The organism is Hymenobacter norwichensis DSM 15439, from assembly GCF_000420705.1.
Lineage (GTDB): Bacteria > Bacteroidota > Bacteroidia > Cytophagales > Hymenobacteraceae > Hymenobacter > Hymenobacter norwichensis.
This window is the reverse complement of sequence record NZ_ATVL01000009.1, coordinates 622,513-637,468: the sequence shown is the minus strand read 5'-3', so window position 1 is coordinate 637,468 and position 14,956 is coordinate 622,513. Positions and strand designations below refer to the sequence as shown.

The 14,956-nt window shown below is 57.8% G+C and carries 13 protein-coding genes; 11 read left to right on the top strand and 2 right to left on the bottom strand.

Going from position 1 to position 14,956, the window contains the following annotated elements; genetic code table 11:
• The first annotated feature begins 114 nt into the window (after positions 1–114).
• On the top strand, positions 115–702 hold the full coding sequence (locus G536_RS0117640) for a hypothetical protein (RefSeq protein ID WP_022824928.1): 588 nt from the start codon (positions 115–117) through the stop codon (positions 700–702).
• Between the two features lie 10 nt (positions 703–712).
• Positions 713–2,860 (top strand): cation:proton antiporter, encoded by a 2,148-nt coding sequence (locus G536_RS28595; protein WP_022824927.1) that lies wholly within the window; start codon positions 713–715, stop codon positions 2,858–2,860.
• 61 nt (positions 2,861–2,921) lie between these two features.
• Here the strand turns inward: G536_RS28595 and G536_RS28590 are convergent, their stop codons facing one another.
• Positions 2,922–3,545 (bottom strand): acyl carrier protein phosphodiesterase, encoded by a 624-nt coding sequence (locus G536_RS28590; protein WP_022824926.1) that lies wholly within the window; start codon positions 3,543–3,545, stop codon positions 2,922–2,924.
• 173 nt (positions 3,546–3,718) lie between these two features.
• Here G536_RS28590 and G536_RS0117625 point away from each other — a divergent pair, with 173 nt between their 5' ends.
• The 7 genes from G536_RS0117625 (at position 3,719) to G536_RS0117595 (ending at position 10,742) form a co-directional block, all read left to right on the top strand.
• Positions 3,719–4,225: a pyridoxamine 5'-phosphate oxidase family protein gene (locus tag G536_RS0117625; RefSeq protein WP_022824925.1), complete on the top strand. Its 507-nt coding sequence runs from the start codon at positions 3,719–3,721 to the stop codon at positions 4,223–4,225.
• 213 nt (positions 4,226–4,438) lie between these two features.
• Positions 4,439–5,209, top strand: a complete 771-nt coding sequence (locus tag G536_RS0117620) for a hypothetical protein (RefSeq protein ID WP_022824924.1) — start codon at positions 4,439–4,441, stop codon at positions 5,207–5,209.
• A gap of 465 nt (positions 5,210–5,674) precedes the next feature.
• Positions 5,675–6,664: a hypothetical protein gene (locus tag G536_RS0117615; RefSeq protein ID WP_022824923.1), complete on the top strand. Its 990-nt coding sequence runs from the start codon at positions 5,675–5,677 to the stop codon at positions 6,662–6,664.
• Complete coding sequence (locus tag G536_RS32280; RefSeq protein ID WP_169515124.1) at positions 6,657–6,836, top strand: hypothetical protein; 180 nt, start codon at positions 6,657–6,659, stop codon at positions 6,834–6,836. Before G536_RS0117615 ends, G536_RS32280 begins: the two co-directional genes overlap by 8 nt.
• A 23-nt stretch (positions 6,837–6,859) precedes the next feature.
• Positions 6,860–8,641 (top strand): OmpA family protein, encoded by a 1,782-nt coding sequence (locus G536_RS30865; RefSeq protein ID WP_022824921.1) that lies wholly within the window; start codon positions 6,860–6,862, stop codon positions 8,639–8,641.
• Positions 8,642–8,876: 235 nt separating this feature from the next.
• Entirely contained in the window at positions 8,877–9,656 is a 780-nt protein-coding gene (locus G536_RS0117600; RefSeq protein ID WP_022824920.1) for an ABC transporter permease, read from the top strand.
• 255 nt (positions 9,657–9,911) lie between these two features.
• Complete coding sequence (locus tag G536_RS0117595) at positions 9,912–10,742, top strand: ATP-binding cassette domain-containing protein (protein ID WP_022824919.1); 831 nt, start codon at positions 9,912–9,914, stop codon at positions 10,740–10,742.
• Positions 10,743–10,764: 22 nt separating this feature from the next.
• On the opposite strand, the gene G536_RS0117590 is transcribed toward G536_RS0117595, so the two are convergent.
• A complete protein-coding gene (locus tag G536_RS0117590) occupies positions 10,765–11,403 on the bottom strand; it encodes an SMI1/KNR4 family protein (protein ID WP_022824918.1) in 639 nt (212 codons plus the stop codon).
• 131 nt (positions 11,404–11,534) lie between these two features.
• Between G536_RS0117590 and G536_RS0117585 the strand changes: the two genes are divergently transcribed.
• A complete protein-coding gene (locus G536_RS0117585; RefSeq protein WP_022824917.1) occupies positions 11,535–12,896 on the top strand; it encodes a sigma-54-dependent transcriptional regulator in 1,362 nt (453 codons plus the stop codon).
• A gap of 250 nt (positions 12,897–13,146) precedes the next feature.
• Entirely contained in the window at positions 13,147–14,925 is a 1,779-nt protein-coding gene (locus G536_RS0117580) for a sensor histidine kinase (protein WP_022824916.1), read from the top strand.
• Positions 14,926–14,956: the final 31 nt, after the last annotated feature.

The window sequence follows — 14,956 nt, the reverse complement described above, 5'->3', positions numbered from 1 at the left end:
TCGGTGGAGGGTATGAGCGCTTGATTTATCGAACAGCCACCCAGAATAGTCGTACCAGAGGGCGGTAGCCCAACGGTACTATGGCGCTTTTCTCCCCTGTCAACCACCTACTACATGCAAAAAATCGTCTTATTTTCGCTTGTGCTCCTGCTCGCAACAAGCTGCCAAAACCAGGAGCGGGAGCGGGAGTTACGGCAGAAGGAAGCAGCCCTCAACCAGCGCGAACAGGAGCTGGTATTGCGCGAAAATACCCTCACCCTACGGGAGCAGCGCCTCGCTAAAGCCACCCAGGTACTCGACAGTGCCCGTATGCAGCAGCCCACCGACTCGGTGCAGGCCGGCATGCTAGGCACCTGGGCCACACGCATGGATTGCACCGAAACCTCCTGCCCCGGCTCGGCCATCGGTGATAGCAAAAACGAGCAGTGGGAGATTTCCTACGAGCAGAACGCCGTGCTGGTGAAGGCCACCTTCAACGACAAAGTGCAGCGGGTGTACTCAGGGGCCTTCAACGGCAATACGCTGGAGCTAACCGCCCAGCACCTCACCAACGAAACCCTGCCCGACGCTACCATTACCGTCCGGCTTCAGCTGGCAAGCAACCGCCGGTTAGAAGGCGTGCGGGAAATAGACCGGCCCGGCCACTGCCGCATCGTCTACGCCCTTCAGCTCACCAAAGACACGGCTGTGCTGGCTCCCTAACCTTGTTGCTATGATTCTACTTAACACGCTGGATTTCTCGCTACCGCTCAAAAACCCGGTTATCATTTTTTCGCTGGTTCTGTTCATCATTCTCTTCTCCCCGATTCTGTTCCAGCGAATCAAGGTTCCCCACATCATCGGCCTCATCATTGCCGGGGTAGTAGTTGGGCCCTACGGCCTGAATTTGTTGCAGCGCGACAGTAGCATTGTGCTCTTCGGGACGGTGGGGCTACTGTACATCATGTTTCTGGCGGGGTTGGAAATCGACCTGAGCGAGTTCAAAAAGAACCGCAACAAGATTCTGACATTCGGGCTTATCACGTTTCTGATGCCGTTTACGTTCGGGGTGCTGGCCAGTCATTATGCACTGGGGTTTAGTATTTTATCGTCGGTGCTGCTGGCTAGTATGTTTTCCACGCACACGCTGGTATCTTACCCCATTGCCAGCCGCTACGGCGTTACGCGCAACTTGGCTGTTACGCTCACCATCGGGGCCACTATGGTTACCGATATTATTGCGCTGGTTATTCTGGCGGCTATTTCGGGCCTGGCCAAAGGCAGCGCCGATACGGCGTTCTGGGTGCGGCTGGGCGGGTCGTCGCTGGTGTTTGTGGGTTTGGTGTTCTTCGGATTTCCGGTGGTGGTGCGCTGGTTTTTCAAGCGCTTCACCGACAGCGTCTCGCAGTACATCTTCGTGCTGGCCATGGTGCTGCTAGCCGCCTTCCTGGCTGAAATGGCGGGCCTCGAAGCTATTATCGGGGCCTTCTTTGCGGGGCTGGTGCTCAATGAGTTTGTGCCCCACTCCTCACCTCTCATGAACCGCATCGACTTCGTGGGCAACGCGCTGTTTATCCCGTTTTTCCTGATTGGGGTAGGCATGCTGGTCGACGTGAGCGTGCTGGTGAAAGGCACAGGCGCCCTGAAAGTGGCCGGCGTTATTGTGCTCATTGCCATTGTCACGAAATATATAGCCGCCAAAATCACGCAGCGGGTGTTCCGGCTTTCAGCGGTGGAAGGCGACCTGATGTTCGGGCTGAGCACCTCCCACGCGGCGGCCACGCTGGCCATAATTCTGGTGGGCTACAACATCATCATCGGGGAAGCTCCCAACGGCGAGCCGGTGCGCCTGCTCAATGAAGACGTGCTCAACGGCACTATCCTGCTGATTCTGGCTAGCTGCGCGGTCAGCTCGTTTCAGGTGGAAAAATCGGCCCGCACGCTGGCCCAACTCGAAGAAAGCAACAACGCAGCCCCCACCGAGCCCTCCGGCGAGCGAATCCTATTATCGTTGGCTTACCCCGATACGGTGGTGGACATGGTGGACCTGGGTTTGCTGATGCGGCCACGCAGAAGCCAGGTACCCGTGTACGCCCTGCACATCGTCAGCGACGACGAGGAAGACGCGCAGGAGGCGCTGGGTGTGAAGATGATGGAGCAAGCCCAGAAACAGGCCGCCGCCACCGAGCGGGAAATCGTCCCCCTGATTCGGCACGACGCCAGCCGCAGCAACGGCATTGTGTACACTATTAAGGAGCAGAAAATCACTAGCGTGCTGATTGGGCTGCACAAGGGCTACAGTCCCGCAAGCTTCCTGGGGCCAGTGGCCGAAAAGATTCTGGCCAGCACCACCGAGGAAATTTTCGTGTATCAGTCGCGGCAGCCGCTCAACACGCTGGCCCGCATTGTGGCGGCCGTACCCCCGCAGGCCGAATTGGAAACCGGCTTTGCGCACTGGCTGGGCACGGTGCAGACCATTGCCAAGGAAGCCGCCCTGCCCCTGGTGTTCTACGCTTCGGCCGCTACGTTGCAGGCCATTCAGGCGCTGAATGCCCTGGATAGCAGCCTGCACAACGTGAAGTACGTGGGGTTCAATGAGTGGGACGACTTCCTGATTTTCAGCAAAGAAGTGAAAGCCAACGACCTGTTCCTGATTGTTTCGTCGCGCAGGGGGCACACCTCCCACGTTCGGCAACTGGAGAAGCTGCCGTATTACCTCTCCAAGTATTTCCAGGACAACAGCTTCCTGATTCTGCTGCCCCAGCAGCCCCTGGCCCCTGAAGCCGCAACCACCGCTCCGGAAGTTTCTTTCGCCGGAACCGAAACCGAGCCACCAACCCGGGGCGTTGGGCGGTACCTGCACCGCATATTCCGCAAATAGTTTGGCGTAAGCACTGTCCAGCTGGCATAAGTGAAAAGCCCGTTCCGACTAAGCGTTTTACTTATGCCAGCCTATCGGCACCTGTCAACTCCGCAGCGGCCCGCAGTTCCGGCCAGAACTCTCGAAAATCTGACTCATACGCCGGCAGTTCTGCCAGAAACGCGGCGGCTCCGGTAGCCAGCACGGCACCTGAGGGCGCGCGACGGCTCAACCCCAGCAAGGCCCGTTCCAGACCTTGGGGCTGCGCGTAGCCGGTTAACCAATCGTCGCGGCGCATGTAGTGGAGCATATGTTGCAGGCGCTCCGGCAGCTCTTGGCGGCGGGCGTGGAGCAGGGCGTAGTGGCGCTGGGCGAAGGCCGCTAGCGGCTCGGTAGCATCTTGGTGGTAGCGGGCAAAGTTGCGGGCCAGCAGGTGGTCGAAACCCACATCTGAAACGACGCCGGCCCATTTACCGAGGCCTGATTCGCGCAGGCGGGCTGTAGTGCGGCGCACGAGCGGGTGCGCATCCGTAAACGAGTCGATGAAGCGGTGCAGTCGGATGCCGCGCTGCACGGCGGCGGGATACGCCTCCAAACCTGCCCGCCCACGCACGGCTTCGGCCGCGAAGTTGCCTACCACAATGTCAGTGTAGTTAGGAGTGGTAGCGGGCGAGCCGGAAAGCAGCAGATGGGCCAGGAAGTTCATTTTCAGGTTGCCAGTTGTTGGTTATCAGTTGCCAGGCGAGTGTAAGCTAGCAACACATGGATAATAACAACTGAAAACTCGCAAGGGACAACCCGCAACTGGCAACGCAATAACCTTCGCACAGCAGCGCCGTATCCTGTAGCTCCAATCTACCCTACTAAAATTCTGAACTTATGGCCGAGCAAGTTGCCGTTAGCCACGATGTCACCGAGCTGATCAAGCGCATTAAGGACATCAAGATTGCCATGCTGACCACCGCTGAAGAAAGTGGTCTTCTCCATAGCCGCCCCATGTACACCCAGGAGCCAGAAGAAAATGGCACCCTGTGGTTTTTCACCGAGAAGGATTCAGCCAAGGTATACGAGGTCAAGAAAGACCAGCACGTAAACCTGGGCTACTCCAAGCCTGAGGACAACTTGTATGTATCCATTTCTGGCACAGCCTCAGTTTCCACCGACCCCGCTTTGATCAAGAAGTATTGGTCGGAAGGCCTGAAAGCGTGGTTCCCCAAAGGCTCCGACGACCCGAATATTGCGTTGCTCCGCATTGATATCGTGCGTGGCGAGTATTGGGACCAGCCTAGCAACCTGCTAGTACGCGCCTTTGGGTACGTAAAAGCTGTTGCTACCGGTGAGCGTTATCAGCCCACCGGCGACGAGCACGCACAAGTGAAACTTTAATTGCCCCCATTGCCCTACTCTGTAACCCGAAGCTCTGCTTCACGACTGGCTCGTACGACTTGTAATATATAGTCGTCGGGTGCTGTGAGGCAGAGTTTCGTGTGTACAACCAATCCAACCTAAGTGTCTTTCTGAGCTATCAGCGAAGAGCCGGAAGCAATTCCGGCTCTTTTTTGTTGTTTCAGGACCTATGCTGGCTGTTTGCAGCCAAGCATGGCGGCGCGCTACGTACTGCTGCGGCATCTACTGCTTACCTCTAATCAATTGGTTTTGCTGACCACCCTCACGCTATTTACGCTCCGCCCCAACCAGAAACGCTGGGGATTAGCTCAAATGGGCACCTCACCACTGCAATTGCAAAAGGTGGAGGGCCTGCAGTTTTTCAAACTGGCGGGTAGCGGCAACGCCAACGGGTTTGGGCTGTGGCCGAACTTGCACCGCTACGGCTTCATGGCCGTTTGGGACTCGGCAGCAGCAGCAGCAGCTTTTTTCCAGGAGCACTCCTTATGGCAGGAATACCGCCAGCGCAGCGCTGAAACCTGGACGCTGGACTTAGCCCCGTTGAAGTCACACGGCCTTTGGGATGGCACAAACCCGTTCGACTACGAAACGCCAGACCTAGCCGCTACCAACGATGCCCCCGTGGCCGTGCTAACCCGCGCCTCTATTCGGTGGCAGAAGACGTGGCGTTTCTGGCAGTATGTAGCCCCTACTAGCGCCGCCGTAGCCCACGCCGACGGGGTGCGCGTTGCCATCGGCCTCGGCGAACTGCCCATCATCCGGCAAGCCACGTTCAGCGTGTGGGAATCCGCCCAAAAGATGCAACAATACGCCTACCGGGACGCCACCCACCGCGAAGTAATCAAACTCACCCGCCAAGAAAAGTGGTACGGCGAAGAACTCTTCGCCCGCTTCCAGGTCCTGCGCAGCGAAGGCACATTAGACGGCAAGAACCCGCTGGAAATGCTGGAAGCAACGATTTAAACTACCACGTTCTAAAGCTAAAAGGCTAGCTTCCCTCCTTAGGTAAGGAGGGGTCAGAGGTGGTTGACACATATCAGAACAACCTACAAGACCGTCATGCAGAGCGCAGCAAAGCATCTCGCCTGCTGACATTGCAATGCTAACTCAACGATTCGAGCGAGATGCTTCGGCTCCGCCTCTGCATGACGTTCGGGATAAACAGCGGCAGGTCAACCACCCCTAGCCCCTCCTCATCTGAGGAGGGGAACTAGTATTTAGCCCTAAAAAGCATCTGTCTACCCCTCCGTTCTGAAAAACTACCCTTCCAAAACGGAAGGGTTTTACAACCCTTCGAATCTAGCATTCGAAGGGTTTTTTATTTTATTTTCTTGATTATCAAATACTTAAATAAATAAAAGCAGAGAAAAACGGGACGCGGCATTGGTCTTGGATTCTGGTATCCATCACCAATTCACCAACACTCCCATGAATACTCTACTTCCTACCGACCAATCCACCGACTTGCCGAAGTGGCAGCAGCCCGAAAAAGTGGCGGGGTGGGTCTTTCTGGCTGGCCTTGTGGGGGCCGGCGTGTACAGTTGGGGCATCATCGTGCCCTACCTCGTCGATATCGTGTTCGACACCGTGAAGCTCGGTATTGGGCTTGGGGCGCTGTTTGCCTTGTTCCTGCTGGTCACCAACAAGCGGATCAAAACGGGGCTCTGGTACGCCGGGCAGCGCATCTTCCGCACGGCGGCGGGCATTTTCGTTGATACCGACCCCATCGGCATCATGGAAAGCTACATCCGGAACACCGAGAAGGAAGCCCGCAACATGGAGGGCGAGGTGGGCCACATCGAAGGGGCGCACGAACTGGTGAAGCGCAAGCTGACCGACAATCAGAACCAGATGCAGGAGTACCTGGCCTTGGCCGCCTCGGCCACCCGGCAGGGCGAAAAAGACGCCGCCGACAGCTACGCCTCCCGCGCCGCCCAACTCCAGGACTACAACCAGCGCCTCACGCCCATGCTCACTACCACGGCCAACGTGAGCCTCGTGATGCGCCAGATCCTGAAAGCCGCCCTGCGCCAAATCGACAACAGCAAGTTCAAAGTAGGCCTGCTGAAAGACGAATACGCCCTGGTGAAGCGCACCAGCTCTGGCATGCGGGCCGCCATGAACATCCTGCGCGGCGACCCCGACAAGAAGTACTTCTTCGACCTCGCCACCGACCGGGTGGCCCAGGACATGGCCGCGCAGCTCGGCCAGATCAAGCAGGCCATGCGCTATTCGCAGGAGTTCGTGAAGGAAATGGACATCCAAAACGGCGTGATGAGTGAGAAAGGCCAGCGCCTGCTCGGCATGTACCAGAAAGGCGAATTCAGCGCCATCATGGACGAAAAGCCCCAAGCACCACAGTCACCCACTCAAATTCGCAAAGCCTCCAATGATGCCTATTCTAGCCTGCTTGACTAGCTTTTTGCTGATGACGCTGGTGCTGGCGGGCCTGAATGCTCTCTTGCCCGCGGCACCCCTCAGCCAGCTGCGCCCCGCGCCTACCTCGGCGTCTCACACCCGGCCTGCCTTTGCTACGGCACCTAAAGTAGCCCCCGTAGCAGCGTGGCGCCCCACCCTTCCTCAGTTCTAACTCTCTAGTTTCTCAATAATACAATGACTACTCGCGGTAAAATCGTAATCGGCCTACTCCTGGTGGTGGGCCTGTACTTCGGCATCAACAAGCTGGTTTCCAGCGGTGCCGTGTTCAAGAAAGCCGACACGCAGTCGGTACTGCTCAACTCCATTGAGCTGCCCACCGCCGCTAGCAACGGCAACCGGGCCAACGTGGCGGTGCCTCTAGCCGCCCTGCCCAGCACTACGCCCGCCGAGAAAGGCACGCCCATCACGTGGGAAGTAATGGCCTGGAACTCCCAAATGGCCGGTATGCTGGCCAACGGCGGCCCTCGCACCACCCAAGGCTCGGCCATGGCCGCCAACGGACTCGACCTCCAGATTGTGCGCCAGGACGACGTAGCCAAAATGCAGGCTGACCTGGTGAAGAACGCCGCCGACCTCGACGCCAACCCCAGCACGCCGGGCCTGCTAGTGAGCATCATGGGCGACGGATTGCCCGGCTTCTCGGCCGTGCAGGAACAGCTCAAGAAAGCCGGTACGCAACTCCAGATTATCCCCTACTCGGTGGGTAAATCGTTCGGCGAAGACAAGCTGATGGGTCCGAAAGAGTGGCTCGACAACCCCAAGCTGGCCGTGGGCAAAACCATTGCCTGCTACCTACGCGACGGTGACCAGAACATTGCTCTGAAATGGTGCGCCGACAACGGCCTCAAAGTCAACCCCGACGAAACCACCTACGACCCCGAAGCCGTGAACTTCATGTCGGCCTCTGACTTCCTGGTGGCCGCCGAAAAGTACATCGTGGGCAAACCCGAGCAGCGTACCAAAGTGGTAAACGGCAAAAATACCGGCGTGAAAATCGATGTGGTAGCCGATGCCGTAGCCACCTGGACGCCCGGCGACGTGAACATTGCCAAGCAAAAAGGTGGGCTGGTGAGCATCGTGTCCACCAAAGACTACTCCAACCAGATGCCCAACATCATGGTGACTACCAAGCGCTGGTACGACGCCCACCAGAAGGAAGTAGCTGGCCTGATGACCGCCTTTGCCGTAGCCGGCGACCAGGTGAAAAGCCACCCCGAGGCGCTGAAGCGGGCCGCCGATATTTCGGCCGAAGTGTACGCCGATAAAGACAAGAACGGCGCCTACTGGCTGAAGTACTACAAGGGCGTGAGCGAAGCCGACCGCAATGGCGAAGTGGTGGAGCTTGGCGGCAGCAAGGTGTTCAACTTCGCCGATAACCTGGCCTTGTTTGGCCTCGAAGAAGGCGGCACCAACATCTACGCCTCCGTCTACAAAACCTTCGGCGACGTGCAAAGCAAGCTCTACCCCAAGGAGTTGCCCAGCTACGTACCCCTCGACCAGATGCTGGACCTGAGCTTACTGAAGAACATGCAGGCCCAGTACAAAGGCAAAGCCGTAGCTCCCGCCGACCAGCAGAAGTTTGCCGCCGATGATGAAATCCGCCGCAACGTGAGCAAGCGGGCCTGGAACATCGAGTTCAATACCGGCCAAAGCTCCTTCACCCCCGCCGCCGAGCGTGAGCTCAACCAGCTCTTCGACGACCTGGTAGTGGCTGGCAACCTGAAAGTAGCCGTGCACGGCCACACCGACAACGTAGGCGACCCGCAAAAGAACCAGCAACTCTCCGAAGACCGCGCCATGGCCGTGCGCGAGTGGCTACAACAAAAAAGCACCAGCGCCTTCCCCGAAGGCCGCGTGCAAGTCTACGCCCACGGCGCCACCGAGCCCGTCGTGAGCAACGCCACCCCCACCGGCAAAGCCAAAAACCGCCGGGTAGAAGTGGTACTCGGCAACTAACCGCGTAGCCGAAGCATCTCACGTGCTGACGCTGTACGATACTGATGCCGTTGCCAAAGTAACCGTCATGCTGAGCGCAGTCGAAGCATCTCTACCGCTTCGTTGAATCTAGCCTTGCAACGTCAGCACGCGTGATGCTTCGGCTACGCCTCTGCATGACGGGCTGAAGAAGCGGGCAGGATACTTCGACAACGTTTAGCAAAACAGGCTTTTCTCTCTGGTTTACCACCTTATCATGTTTAAGAATCTCTTTCTCCCAAATGCCCAGCCGCGCCATTCGGTTTTCCTGACCATGGTGGCTTGCCAGGCGCTGGTGCTGTTGGTGCTGTGGCTGCTGTACCCGCTCAAGCTATTCCCAACGCTCAGTGAAGTGCTGACAGCCTTTCAGGATCTGGTGCGCACGCAGGGCTTGATTCAGGAGCTGTGGGCCAGCCTGGTCACTGCTATTCAGGCAGTAGCCATGGCAACGGTGCTGGCCCTGTTCATCTCCTACCTCACGGCGCTGCCGTTCTTTCGGCCCCTGGCCTATGCCGCCACCAAGCTGCGCTACCTCACCCTCACGGGCCTCACGTTCTTCATGGCTCTCATGCTTAGTTCGGGCCACCAAGTGAAGCTGTCGGTGCTGGTTTTCGGGGCCACGGTGTACTTCGTAACGGGCATGACCAGCGTGATTCTGACCACCACGCAGGAGGAAATGGACCACGCCCGCACCCTCGGCATGAGCGAATGGCGCAGCTTTTTCGAGGTGATTGTGCTCGGCAAGCTCGATGACATGCTGGAAGTGGTCCGCCAGAACTTCGCCATCATCTGGACCATGATTACACTGGTCGAGACGCTTTACCAGTCGGAAGGCGGCATTGGGCTTCTGCTTTACAAGCAAAACCGCTACCTGCACCTAGCCGGCGTCGTGTCCATTCAGCTGGTTATTCTGGCCGTAGGCGCGTTGCAAGACTACCTGTTCGTGCTCCTGCGCCGCGTGTTCTTCCCCTATTCCGAATTGACCACGGCGCGGTAGTCGGATTCAAAAAAACGTCTTGCTAGCATGTGAGGCATCAAGCAAGGGATGCAACGAGGCTGAAGCTCAATCCAGCGTGCTGACGTCGCCAAAGTAACCGTCATGCTGAGCGCAGTCGAAGCATCTCGCTTGAACCGTTGAATCTAGTCTTGCAACGTCAGCACGCGAGATGCTTCGGCTACGCCTCTGCATGACGACTACGAGTTGTTCAACGGCATTAGTATCCATCTCTCACCAATTCACCATCTCACCTCCGTGACTCCTCAACCCTACAATTACAAAGAACCGGTCCTCACGCTGCAAGGCGTATCAATGACGTTCAACGGGGAAGTTGTTCTGCGCGACATCAATGCGCAGGTCCTCGACGTGACCCGGCCGGGCATGAACCAGGGGCAGGTCGTGGGGTTTTATGGCCGCTCCGGCATCGGCAAATCGGTGTTGTGCCGCATTATGGCCGGGTTGCTGGCCCCGAGTAGCGGCACGGTGCAAGTGGGCGTCAATCAGTTGCCGGTGCTGCCGGGCATGGTGGGCCTCGTGCAGCAGCGCTACCCCCTCTTCGACCACCGCACCCTCCACGACAACCTGCTAGTAGCCGCCCTCCGCAAACACGCCCCCGACGAAGCACAACGCCAAGTAACCTCCTACCTAGACCGGTTTTACCTCACGCCGCACCGCAAGAAATACCCGGCGCATCTCTCGGGCGGCCAACGCCAGCGCGCCGCCATTGCCCAACAGCTGCTCTGCTCTGAGCACCTCATCCTGCTCGACGAGCCCTTTTCCGGCCTCGACGTAGCCATGATCGACGAGGTCAAGAAAATCATCCTCGAAGTCACGACCATGGACGAGCTCAACACCGTCGTCATCGTCTCCCACGACATTGCCACCACCACCGCCCTCGCCGACCGGCTGTGGCTACTCGGCTACGAACGGGATGCCACTGGCCAACTCATCCCCGGCGCCACCATCACCCAACAGCACCAATACAACCTCGCCGAAATGGGCCTGGCCTGGCACCCCAACGTGGAAGCCGAACCCGAATTCGCGCAGTTCGTGGAGGAAATCAAGAGCGAGATTCGGGAGAGTTAGAATAGATATTATGATACCTAGCTCAAATTAGTCCAATAGCTTGCTTCCAGACCAGAGCATTTTTGCTATTAGGGTTAATTCCGGTGAATTTATCCTCACAGAAAGGCAACCATTGCCAATCTTCTCCACCTGTGCATCCTAACTCAACCCACTTATGTAATAGCTCAGAAAACGAATTTGCTATTACATAACCGTGCCCTTCGCCATCATCATGACTTAGGTATATTATTTTCCCATAAGAATCTGGCAATAAGTCAATAGCAATAAAGTCTCCATTACCAACCTCTTGAAATATTAATTTATTGTACCAAACCTTATCATATTCATCGGCGGGATTAGAAAACACTTCTCTAATCCATCCTTCTCTGCTTTCATTAAATGACAAGATGAATTCTATCCCCCAGTGCAATTCGCCGGAGAAGATTTGATGTATTGGAGGAAGGAGTTCAAAATCATCAGGAAGAAACCATTTGAATTCGCAGTGAGAACTGATGGTCAGCAAGATATTTCTGAAATCCTCTGGCATTCTATAACCTAGTTTCAGCTCAAGCTCTTGAATTTCACTATCTGAAGCAGGTGGAGCAAACAGTAAGGGCTTTGCATTCCCCCCTAGGTTATCTATTAACAGTAAAAACGATTCGAGTTGCTCTACGATCATCATAAGCATCTATTAAATAGAATTATACAACCCAAAACATCAAATATACCAAATCAGCTGAGAGCAAGAGGTGCCTAAGCATATACCCTGCTACTTTTACCCCCTCCAGCATTCTATCACCCTATTCCTCAATCATGCCCTCCGGAACACTTCTACTCATTGACGATGAACCGCGCTTGCGCCAACTCTTGGCGCGGGTACTGGAGCTGGAAGGCTACACAATTCTGCAAGCGCCCGATGCCCGGCGCGGGCTGGAACTGCTGGAGCAGCACGCCGCCGAAGTGCTGGTAGTGGTGTCCGATGTGAAGCTACCCGATGCCAACGGCGTGGAGTTGCTGCCGCGCCTCAAGGCCAAAGCGCCCGACATGGAAGTAATCCTGCTCACCGCCTTCGGCACCATCCCCGACGGCGTGAAAGCCATGAAGCAAGGCGCCTTCGACTACCTCACCAAAGGCGACTTCGAGCAGCAGTTGGTGGTAGTAGTGGACCGCGCCGCCGAAAAATCCCGCCTGCGCCGCCGGGTGGCCGAGTTGGAGCGCAAAATGGGCCAGCGGCACAGCTTCAGCTCCATGATTGGCTCGTCGGGGGCACTGCGGCGGGCCCAGACCATGGGCGAGCAAGTAGCCGTGACAGATAGCACCGTGCTGCTGGAAGGGCCCACGGGTTCGGGCAAGGAGCTGTTTGCGCAAGCCATTCACGAGGCGAGTCCGCGCAAGTCGAAGTCGTTTGTGGCGGTGAATTGCAGCGCGTTTCCGCGGGAGCTACTGGAATCGGAGCTGTTTGGGTACAAGAAAGGTGCCTTTACGGGGGCGCTGGCCGATAAGAAAGGCTTGTTGGAAGAAGCCAACGGCGGCACCTTGTTTCTCGATGAAATCGGGGAGTTGGAACTGAACGTGCAAGCCAAGTTCCTCAGGGTGCTGGAGTTGCAGCAGTTCACCAAGCTCGGCGACACCAAGCCCACCAACGTGAACGTGCGCTTGGTAGCCGCCACCAACCGCAACCTCAAGCACGAAGCCGCCGAAGGCCGTTTCCGCCTCGATTTGTACTACCGGCTGTCGGTGTTCACCATCAACGTGCCGCCCCTCAAAGAACGGCCCACCGACGTGCCCGCCCTGGCCGAATACTTCCTGCAATACTTCGCCGCCAAGCTCTGCAAGCGTCTGCCCGGCCTCGACACCGAGTGTTTGCGCCTGCTCCAACAGTACCCCTGGCCCGGCAATGTGCGCGAACTGAAAAACGTGCTGGAACGCGCCGCCATCCTCGCCCCCGCCGACCAGCCCCTGGCCGCCTACCTCCCCGACGAGTTCCACGCCCCCGTCGCCCCGCTCCGCCTCACCGATGCCAATCCCGACGACAACAGCCTCCGCGCCGTGGAAGCCCGCCACATCCAACTGCTGCTCCACCGCACCCAAGGTAACAAAACCGAAGCCGCCCGCCAGCTCGGCATTGGCCTAACCACCCTCTACCGCAAAGTGCAAGAGTACGGCTTGCAGTAGGTTTTTCTATGCATCAAGGGCGTGAACAGGTAGAATTTTCAGTCCTATAGCTACCGTCATGCAGAGCGCAGCGAAGCATCTCGCGTGCTGATGTTGAAGTAGTAATCCTGACGTTAGCACGCGAGATGCTTCGGCTGCGCCTCTGCATGACGGCCGTGCTTTTGGTTGAATATTCACAGCCTAATCAAAGACAGAGACTCAATTACGCTTCTCAATACTCGGCCCCGGCTTCGCGCTACCCTTCATTCCTATGACCTTAAAAACCAAAATCCGCCTGAGCATCCTGACCATGTTGGTGTTGCTGCTGGCCTTGGGCGGGTACACGTTTCAAACGATTCAGCGGCTGGAAGGCGGCGCGCGCGGAGTGCAACGGGCCAACTTCAACTCGGTGGAATACGGCCTCCAAATGCTGCGCGCTGTGGAGCAGCTGGAGCAACAGCCCAACGCCGCCGCACCACTAGAGCAGTTCCGGCGGGCCCTCACCCGCGAAGCTGCTAACATCACCGAGCCGGGCGAATTGGAGCTGGTCGATACGCTCACGCAGCAGCTAGCCGACTACCAAACCCTAGTGGATGAGCAGGCCCCGATGGCACAACAGCAACTCAAGCTGCGCCAGCTACAGGCGGAAATTCACCGCGCCGTTGACCTCAACACCCGTTCCTTCAACGCCGATACCCAGCGGGTTACGACTGATGCAGCCCGCGCCCGGCGCCTCGTGCTACTCTTCGTCAGTTTGAGTGCGGCCGTTGGGTTGGCGCTGATTGTGCGGCTGCCGCGAGAAGTGCTACGCCCCCTGCGCCGCCTCACCGCCGATGTGGAAGACGTGGCCAGCCCCGGCCCCACTCACCTAGTGCCCATTGCCAAAAACGATGAAGTAGGTGCCGTGGCCCTGGCCCTGAACCGCGCCTTCGGCTACATGCAGGACCAACGCAGTGCCACCCGCGTGGCCCTCGCCACCGAGCGCAACCGCCTGGAAAGCCTGGTAGAACACCTCGATGAAGGGTTACTGCTACTCGATGAAAGTGGCTGTGTGCTGCTGGCAAACCCCACCGCCCGCCGCCTCCTCGACCGCCACGCCGCCGACCTAGTGGGCCACAAGGCCGAGGACCTCAGCCGCGAATCGGAGTTGCTGCACACACTGTTCCAGCCGCTACTGGAGCCGGCTACCAAGTCGGTGGATGGTAGCGCGCAGTTGCCGTTGCTCACGTTTCGGCAGCAGGGCGAGGACGTATACTACCGGCTCACGGCCAGCCACATTGTGTCGTACAACAAGGAATTGCGGCAAACCGAGTTTGCAGGGCACATTCTGTCGTTGCGCAACGTGTCGGAGTTCAAGAAGCTCGACGAGGTAAAGTCCAACTTCCTGGCCACTGTATCACACGAGCTGAAAACGCCGCTGGCCAGCATCAACCTCAGCCTCATGCTGCTGCAAGACGAGCGCACCGACCCCGAGGAGCGCCTGCGCATCGCCGACGGCATCCGGGAGGAAACCACCCGCCTGCTCGGCATGGTGGGTCAGCTTCTCGACGTTTCACGGCTAGATGCGGGAGCCGGTATCAAGCTCGATGTACGCTCTATAGCTCTGGCCGATGTGGTGGCTTACGCCGTGGATACCGTGCAGCCGCAGCTTCAGGACAAAGAGTTGATTCTGGAAGCCAGCCTGCCGCCTACCCTACCCGCCGCCCGCGCCGACCTGGAAAAAACCACCTGGGTGCTTATCAACCTACTGGCCAACGCCATCCGCTACTCGCCGCGCGGCGCACGCCTACTGGTACAAGCTACCCAACTACCTGGCCACGAGCTGCAAGTGAGCGTACAGGACTACGGTCCCGGTATTCCGGCAGAGTATCACGAGCGAATCTTCCAGCGCTTTGCTGAAGTACCTAACCCCGCCGGCCACAAAGGCGGCTCGGGCCTAGGCCTGAGCATCTCCCGCGAGTTTATCGGCACCCAAGGTGGCCGCCTGTGGGTGGAAAGCACTCCTGGCGCCGGCAGCCGGTTTCTGTTTACACTTCCGGCGGGAGAATAACTGAGCAATAGAGTAGCTGAGTAACAGATCA

Excerpts from the sequence above, each read along its gene's own strand:
- G536_RS0117640 (WP_022824928.1), top strand. The coding sequence starts at position 115 with ATGCAAAAAATCGTCTTATTTTCGCTTGTGCTCCTGCTCGCAACAAGC.
- G536_RS28595 (WP_022824927.1), top strand. The coding sequence starts at position 713 with ATGATTCTACTTAACACGCTGGATTTCTCGCTACCGCTCAAAAACCCG.
- G536_RS28590 (WP_022824926.1), bottom strand. The coding sequence starts at position 3,545 with ATGAACTTCCTGGCCCATCTGCTGCTTTCCGGCTCGCCCGCTACCACT.
- G536_RS0117625 (WP_022824925.1), top strand. The coding sequence starts at position 3,719 with ATGGCCGAGCAAGTTGCCGTTAGCCACGATGTCACCGAGCTGATCAAG.
- G536_RS0117620 (WP_022824924.1), top strand. The coding sequence starts at position 4,439 with ATGGCGGCGCGCTACGTACTGCTGCGGCATCTACTGCTTACCTCTAAT.
- G536_RS0117615 (WP_022824923.1), top strand. The coding sequence starts at position 5,675 with ATGAATACTCTACTTCCTACCGACCAATCCACCGACTTGCCGAAGTGG.
- G536_RS30865 (WP_022824921.1), top strand. The coding sequence starts at position 6,860 with ATGACTACTCGCGGTAAAATCGTAATCGGCCTACTCCTGGTGGTGGGC.
- G536_RS0117600 (WP_022824920.1), top strand. The coding sequence starts at position 8,877 with ATGTTTAAGAATCTCTTTCTCCCAAATGCCCAGCCGCGCCATTCGGTT.
- G536_RS0117590 (WP_022824918.1), bottom strand. The coding sequence starts at position 11,403 with ATGATGATCGTAGAGCAACTCGAATCGTTTTTACTGTTAATAGATAAC.
- G536_RS0117585 (WP_022824917.1), top strand. The coding sequence starts at position 11,535 with ATGCCCTCCGGAACACTTCTACTCATTGACGATGAACCGCGCTTGCGC.
- G536_RS0117580 (WP_022824916.1), top strand. The coding sequence starts at position 13,147 with ATGACCTTAAAAACCAAAATCCGCCTGAGCATCCTGACCATGTTGGTG.